Below are 7,435 nucleotides of genomic sequence, written 5' to 3'. Positions count from 1 at the left end.
GGCCGTGGGTCCCCCGCCGGACCGCACCGGGCAACCCCGGCGGTCGTCCCACTGCGTCGGCCCTCAGCCCCGGGCACCGGACCGGCGGTACAGCGGCGGGCCGTCGCCCCCAGCACTCCCGTCGGCCGTGCCGTGCCACTCCTCTCGGCCGCCAAGCCGGGTTCCGGCACCACCGCGCCCGCCGTCACCCCGAGGACGACCCCGCGGCCAAATGCCCTTCCCGCCGCGCCAGTTGTCCAACGGCACACCGCTGCCGCGCCCAAGGCACCCGGCAGCGCACCCGGGAACACCGTCACCACGAGAGCGGCCCCCGCCCCCATCCCCGTACAACGGGACAAGGGCGGTCCCCAACCGACGCCCGCCAGGACCACCACGGCCGTATCGACCGTCTCGGCCCGCGGCACGTCCTCGCAGGGCTCGTCCGGGTCCGGCTCCGCCAGTGACCAGTCATCGGCGCACGACTCCACCGGCGAACCGCCACCCGGGTACACCCCGGTCGCCAAGGGCCAGTTCGACCCCCGTTCCCTGACCGACTTCCAGCTCGACGAGCTGACGCACAGGCTGATCGGCCGGATCACCCGGCTGGTCCGCACCGAACTCCGGCTCGACCGGGAGCGGATCGGCAAACTCCGCGACCCCCGCCGCTGACCGCCCGCCACCCGATATCCGGCTCTCAACACCCCGCACGACCGACGTCCGCAGAAAGGCCGCCCCCGATGTCCCGCGATCTCGACCCGGGCTCCACCATCTTCTTCACCCTGACCATCGACGGCGAGAGCCTCGGTTTCTTCAACGGGTGCGAAGGGCTCTCGTCTGCGGTGGAGATCGAGCAGCACCAGGAGGGCGGCAACAACGGGTTCGTGTGGCAGCTTCCGTCGCGCGTCACCTTCTCCAACATCCGGCTGACCCGCCCGCTGACCCCGGACACCACCAAGGTCGCGGCCTGGATCTCCTCCGTGACGACCGGGGTCAAGCGGCCGACCGCGCAGATCGCCGCGTTGCGGGCGGACGGTTCGGAGGTGGCCCGCTGGGGGCTGATCGACGTACTGCCGGTCAGCTGGCAGGGCCCCTCCCTGGACCCGGCCAGCCCGGCCGTCGCCACGGAGGTCCTGGAAATCACCCATCACGGGTTCACGGACTGAGGGGGCGGCACCACACATGGCAAAGGGAAGCAAGGGCGCGGGCAAGAGCCTCGTACGCGCCACGCTGGCCATCCACGAGCCGCCTATCGGCACCAGCACCACCCCGGGCGCTCTGATCAAGACGTTCAAGCTCGACTTCAACCCGGCGCAGCTGACGCTGAGCCGCCGCGCCCAGTGGAAGACGACGCCGACCGCGGCCGTACGCGACGGCAACGTCCCAGAGTTCATGGGTCCCGAGCCCCGGGAGATGACGGTCGAGATCTTCCTGGACTCGTCCCTCGATCCGAACAGCAACTCGGTGCTGAAGAAGGTGGAATCCCTGATGGCCTGCTGCGAGACGACGACGAAGAGCATCGCCGCGAAGCAGCCCTCACCGCCCTGGGTGGTGTTCCAGTGGGGCTCGTTCTCCACGGCCCGCTTCACGGCGTACGTGAGTTCCGTGGAGGCGAACTACTCGCTGTTCGGCACGACCGGTGTGCCGATCCGGGCCACCTGCCAGGTGACGCTGCACGAGATCCCCAGCAAGGCCAAGGGGCAGAACCCGACCTCGGGCGCGCTCACCGCGCAGCGCGTGCACCGCGTCGTCGCGGGCGACTCGCTGCAGTCGCTGGCCTGGCGCGAGTACGGCGACGCCGCCGCGTGGCGAGCCATCGCCGAGGTCAACGGCATCGACAACCCGGCCGATCTGCGGTCGGGCACGGAACTCCTGATGCCCTCGGCCGAGGAGGTGCGTGCCTGATGGTGCAGCCCGCGTACTCCACGCTCATCCAGGTGACCATCGACGGCAAACCGCTGCCGCCCGACTACGCCCCGATGCTCGTCGACGGCTGGGTCGACCAGGGCGCCGGGGTGCCCGCCGCGTTCCGGCTCACCTTCCGGGACCCGGACCGGGAGGTCCTCGCCAAGCTGGGCATCAGGTTCGGGTCCAAGGTCGTGCTCACCCCGATCGCCGACGGCAAGGGTGCCGCCGATCCGCTGCTGACCGGCGAGGTCACCGGTCTGGAGGCGGACTACGACGGCACCGGCACCTTCACCGTCGTCCGCGGCTACGACGCCGGGCACCGTCTGGTGCGCCGGCGCCGGGTGGCCGCGTACAAGAACCAGAGCGCCTCGGACATCGCCCGCAAGCTGGCCAAGGAGGACGGTCTCCAGCTCGGTGTGATCGGTTCGACGAAGACCGTGTACGAGTTCATCAGCCAGGCCAACGTCACCGACTGGGACTTCCTCGCCCGGCTCGCCGACGAGAACGGCATGGTCATGTCGGTGAACGCGAAGGGGAAGTTCGAGTTCGCCAAGCCCAAGCCTGCCTCCGGGGCGCCCGGGGTCGGTACGGACGGGGACAAGAGTCCGTTCGTCCTCCAGGCCCGCCACGACATCCTGCGGCTGCGGGCCGCCGTCACCGCCGCCGACCAGGTCGGCAAGGTCCAGGCGCGCGGCTGGGACATCACCACGAAGAAGAAGCTCACCTCCATGTCGCTGGCGACCAAGAACCCCGGGGTCAGCATCGGCACGGCCCCGGGCGAGGCCGCCAAGAAGTTCAAGACCTCCACGCTGGTCGAGACGGGCACGCCCTACGACAAGCAGGCCGAGGTCAAGTTCGCCGCGGAATCCCTCTCCGACGACGTGACCTCCTCGTTCGCCGAGCTGGAGGTCGCCGTGCGCGGCAACCCCAAGCTGCGGCCCGGCGTTCCGGTCACGCTGACCGACGTCGGGGAACCCTTCCAGGGCAAGTACACCGCCACGTCCGTACGGCACGTCTTCGGCGACGGACAGCACTACGAGAGCTGGGTGACCTTCAGCGGACGCCAGTGGCGCTCCCTGTACGGGCTTGCCTCCGGCGGCGGTTCGGCCGTCGAACCCCGGATGCCCGGCGTGGCCAACGCCATCGTCACCAACGTCCAGGACCCGGAAGAGCAGGGGCGGGTCAAGCTCCAGTTCCCCTGGCTGGACGACCAGTACGAGAGCGACTGGACCCGGGTCACCCAGCTGGGCGGCAAGGGCGGCGGCGGGATCTTCCCGCTGGACGTGGACGACGAGGTCCTCGTCGCCTTCGACCGGGGCGCACTGGACCACCCCTTCGTCATCGGCGGCCTCTACAACGGCAGGGACAAGCCGACCCCCGTCACGGACGTCCCGCTGCACGACGGACTGCGGAACAAGGCGATCCGGCACACCCTGTCCGACCGGAAGGGCAACCGCGTCGACCTGCTCAGCCAGACCACCGGCGCCCGTAATCAGGGCGTGCGGGTCGCCAGCGGTGACGGCCGTCTGACCATCAACCTCGACCGCACCAAGACCGAGATCACCGTGGACAGCAAGGGCACGGTCAGCATCACGGGCAGCAGATCGGTGTCGGTGGAGGCCGGCACGGACCTCACCCTGAGCGCGCGGCGCAGGCTGACCATCAAGAGCGGCGGGCTGCTCAACATCACGGGCAGGAACGTCAACGTCAAGTCGCTCGGCGGGGCCGTGGCGGTGGACGCGGTGGGTGCCCTCAGCCTCAAGGCGGTCGGAACCGTCCAGGTCAGCTCCGTCGGCCAGGTGGGCATCCGGGCCGTCAACGTCGACCTCATGGGCATCGTGACGGTCAACAAGAAGCCGTATCCGATCCCGTGACGGCCGAGACGTACGCCCCGACCGCGCAGCAGAGCAGAAACACACGAAGCAGCACCGAGACGACCAGGAGAAGGCGGGTGGCCCACTGATGGCCGAGCAGTTCGTCGGATCCGGCTGGGCCTTCCCGCTGCGCATCGGCCCCACCGGGGGCATCGCCCTGGTCAGCGGGGAGCGCGAGATCGAGGAGGCCATCCGGCTCGTACTGGCCACCGCGCCGGGCGAGCGGCCGATGCGCCCGGAGTTCGGCTGCGCCATCCACGACCTGGTGTTCGCCCCGGTCAACGAGGCCACCGCGGGCCGCATCCAGCACGAGGTCTACACGAGCCTGGACCGCTGGGAGCCGCGCATCGAGGTGAGCGACGTCGACGTGACCGCCGGCCGCGAGACCGAACAGGGCGTGCTCTTCATCGACGTCCGCTACTCGATCCGCGGCACCAACAACCCGCGCAGCCTGGTCTTCCCGTTCTACGTCATCCCCTCCCACGACGAGCCGGACCCGGCTCCCGAAAGCGACCACTGATGGCCCTGCCCTCCCCGAACCTCGACGACCGCCGCTTCCAGCAGTTCGTCGACGACGCCAAGCGCTACATCCAGCAGCGCGCCCCGGAGTGGACCGACCACAACGTCTCCGACCCGGGCGTCACCCTGGTGGAGACGGTCGCCCACATGGCCGACCAGATCGTCTACCGGCTCAACCGGGTGCCGGAGAAGAACCACCTGGCGTTCCTGGATCTGGTGGGCATCACGCTGTTCCCGCCCTCCGCGGCCCGCACGGACGTCACGTTCTGGCTCTCCGCGCCGCAGGAGGAGCCGATCCTGCTGCCGGAGGGCACCGAGGTCGCCACCACGCGCACCGAGAGCGAGGAGGCCGCGGTCTTCGCGACCGAGCACGAACTGACCGTCGTGCCCTGCGAGTTGAGGCATCTCGTGGTCCAGCAGAGCGGTGAGCCCGTCGCCGACCGGACCGCCGACCTCGCCGAGGGCAAGGACGTCATGTGCTTCTCCGAGGCCCCGCGGCCCGGCGACTGCATGCTGCTCGGGCTCAGCGCCGCCGTGCCGCACTGCGCGGTCGGGATGGAGCTGGACAGCCGGGTCGACGGCGTCGGCGTGGACCCGCGGCAGCCGCCGCTGGTCTGGGAGGCGTGGACCGAGGACGGCTGGACCGAGTGCGAGGTCGACCGGGACGGCACCGGCGGCCTGAACCGGCCCGGCGAGGTCGTGCTGCACATCCCCGGCGGGCACACCCTGTCGCGCACCGGCGGGCAGGAGGCCGGCTGGCTGCGCTGCCGGGTCACCGAACCGCTGCCCGACCAGCCCTTCTACACCACCTCCCCGACCGTCCGCTCCGCCGAGGCGTTCACGCTCGGCGGCACCACCACTGCCGTACACGCCGAGACCGTGTACGACGAGGCGCTCGGCGAGTCCACCGGTCTGCCCGGGCAGCGGCTGCGCCTGGCCCACGCCCCCGTGGTCGGCGACACCCCTCCGGTGCTGCTGCAGACCGCCGAGCACGAGGGCTGGTCCGACTGGGATGTCGTCCCGTCGTTCGCCGCGTCCACCCCGGACGACCGGCACATCACCCTGGACGCCGCCACCGGTGACATCGCCTTCGGCCCGGCGGTACGGGAACCCGACGGCACCCTGCGCCAGTACGGGGCGGTGGCACCCAAGGGCGCCGTCATCCGCGCCCTGCGCTACCGCACCGGCGGCGGCAGGACCGGGAACGTGGCCCGCGGCGCCGTCCAGGTGCTGCGCACGTCCGTCCCGTACGTCTCCGAGGTCGTCAACCGGGAGGCCGCGCGCGGCGGGGTCGACGGCGAGACGGTGGAGGAGGCGAAGACCAGGGCGCCCATCACCCTGCGCGCCCAGGAGCGGGCCGTGACCCTGCGCGACTACGAGGAGCTCGCCCGCCGAGCCGCCCCCGAGACCGCCCGGATCACCTGCCTGGAGGGCGACGAGGGCGAGCACGGGGCGTACGCGGTACGGGTGTTGGTGGTTCCGCAGGCCGTGCCCGACCCCGGCGGCCGGCTGCGCTTCGAGCAACTGGTGCCCGGCGACGCGCTGTTGCGCCGCATCACCCACTACCTGGACGAACGCCGCCTGATCGGTACGCGGTTGGCGGTCGGCCCGCCCTTCTACCAGGGCGTCACGGTGGTCGCCACGGTGCACGCGTTCCGCGGCACCGACACGGACCGGGTACGCCGTCAGGCGCACGACGCCCTCTACCGCCACCTCGACCCGCTGACCGGCGGGGCCGACGGCAAGGGCTGGCCCTTCGGCCGTCCCGTGCAGTCCGGCGAGGTCTTCGCCGTGCTCCAGCGCGTACCCGGCGTCGAACTGGTCGACGAGGTCCAGCTCCACCCGGCCGACCCGCTGACCGGCAAGCGCGGCGACGCGACCAACCGCATCGACCTCCAGCCCCCGTCCCTGGTCTTCTCCTTCGACCACCGGGTGCGCGTGATCGGGGACCGGCCGTGAGGGGCTCCGTCGACGGGCTGGGCTCGTCCGCGCCGATCGGCATGATGCTGCCCGCCGTGTTCGCCGACGACGATCTGGCACAGCGGTTCGTCGGCGGGCTCGACGACGTGCTCGCGCCGATCCTGGCCGTCCTCGACTGCCTGGACTCCTACTTCACCCCGGCCCTGGCCCCGGTGGACTTCACCCGGTGGCTGGCGGGCTGGGTCGGCGCGGAGACCGACGGCACCGAGCCCGACGACCGGCTGCGCGCGGCCGTCGCCGCCGCCGCGTATCTGCACCGGGTACGGGGCACCAGCCGGGGTCTGTCCGAGGCGATACGCCTGGTCTTCGGTGTGACCCCGGAGATCACCGAGAGCGGCGGCGCCGCCTGGAACGCCCGGCCCCTCGGTCCCGTTCCCGGTGACCGCAGCCCGCGCCTGCACGTCACGCTCCGCCTGCCCGACCCGACCCGCGCGGACGAGCACCGCCTCGACAGCCTCGTGGCGGCGGCCCGCCCCGCCCACATGCCCTACACGGTCCAGGTGACCGCCGCCGAAAGGACTCCCGAGAGATGACCAGCCAGAACTCCGGTACAGGACGGGAGCCCGCCCGCAGCTGCGCCGAATGCGGCACCCGGGCGGAGCCCGGCCAGTCCTTCTGCGACTCCTGCGGTGCGGTACTCGGCTGGTCCGGCGGCCCGGACCGGGCCGACGAGGCCCGCAGGGAACCCGTACGCGCGGAGGCCGCCGCACCGGCGCGGGACTCCGCGGTCGGGGGTGCCGCCGTGTCCGGCGGTTCCGGCGGTTCCGGCGGTTCCGGCGGTTCCGGCGAGCAGCCGGGATGGGACGCGTTCGCAGCCCCCGGGGCCGGAACGGGTACGGCCCGTACGGGCCACGACCCGGCCGTCGCGGCAGCGCCCGGGGCGGCGGGTGGCCGACGGGGAGAGGACGAGACCGGGTGGCCGGATGCCGGGGCCGCCGGCGCCGGCGCCGGGCCGAGTACGGGTGTCCGCCTGGCGCGGAACGCGGGTCCCCGGCCGGGCGACGAGGGCGCCGACCACTCTGCCGACCGCCCCGCAGGCCGGGCCGGTGACGGCGGGGCCGCCGACCCGGAACCGTCCGCACTGCCCGACCGCCGGAGCCCGGCCACCGACTCGGAGTCGGGTGCGGTGTCCGTGCGCCGCGCACCGGACCGGCCGGCGGCGGCCCCGCCGTCACCGG

The 7,435-nt window shown here is 72.3% G+C and carries 7 protein-coding genes and 1 pseudogene; all 8 read left to right on the top strand.

The features are described 5' to 3' along the window. The coding region (locus AOK17_RS45740) for a hypothetical protein (protein WP_206190948.1) at window positions 1–648 on the top strand (648 nt) is incomplete at its 5' end. A gap of 68 nt (window positions 649–716) precedes the next feature. Then, window positions 717–1,142 (top strand): phage tail protein, encoded by a 426-nt coding sequence (locus tag AOK17_RS45735; protein WP_055618567.1) that lies wholly within the window; start codon window positions 717–719, stop codon window positions 1,140–1,142. 16 nt (window positions 1,143–1,158) lie between these two features. Then, the gene (locus AOK17_RS45730) at window positions 1,159–1,881 is read left to right on the top strand and encodes a CIS tube protein (RefSeq protein WP_055618566.1); all 723 of its coding nucleotides are present in this window, start codon (window positions 1,159–1,161) and stop codon (window positions 1,879–1,881) included. Continuing rightward, window positions 1,881–3,758, top strand: a complete 1,878-nt coding sequence (locus tag AOK17_RS45725; RefSeq protein ID WP_055618565.1) for a VgrG-related protein — start codon at window positions 1,881–1,883, stop codon at window positions 3,756–3,758. Before AOK17_RS45730 ends, AOK17_RS45725 begins: the two co-directional genes overlap by 1 nt. An 88-nt stretch (window positions 3,759–3,846) precedes the next feature. Continuing rightward, on the top strand, window positions 3,847–4,278 hold the full coding sequence (locus AOK17_RS45720) for a GPW/gp25 family protein (protein ID WP_055618564.1): 432 nt from the start codon (window positions 3,847–3,849) through the stop codon (window positions 4,276–4,278). Further along, window positions 4,278–6,236 carry a putative baseplate assembly protein gene (locus AOK17_RS45715; RefSeq protein ID WP_055618563.1) on the top strand — a complete coding sequence of 653 codons (1,959 nt, stop codon included), beginning with the start codon at window positions 4,278–4,280 and terminating at the stop codon, window positions 6,234–6,236. Before AOK17_RS45720 ends, AOK17_RS45715 begins: the two co-directional genes overlap by 1 nt. Further along, window positions 6,233–6,790, top strand: a complete 558-nt coding sequence (locus AOK17_RS45710; protein ID WP_055618562.1) for a phage tail protein — start codon at window positions 6,233–6,235, stop codon at window positions 6,788–6,790. The genes AOK17_RS45715 and AOK17_RS45710 overlap by 4 nt, the downstream gene beginning before the upstream one ends. Next, a pseudogene (locus AOK17_RS45705) lies at window positions 6,787–7,435 on the top strand (zinc ribbon domain-containing protein); the annotation flags it as partial. The gene AOK17_RS45710 and the pseudogene AOK17_RS45705, both read left to right, overlap by 4 nt.

This window comes from Streptomyces phaeochromogenes (genome assembly GCF_001418655.1).
In the GTDB taxonomy this organism is placed as follows: Bacteria; Actinomycetota; Actinomycetes; order Streptomycetales; family Streptomycetaceae; genus Streptomyces; species Streptomyces phaeochromogenes.
Note: the sequence above shows the minus strand (reverse complement) of the source record. Positions and strands in the feature narration are given on the sequence as shown.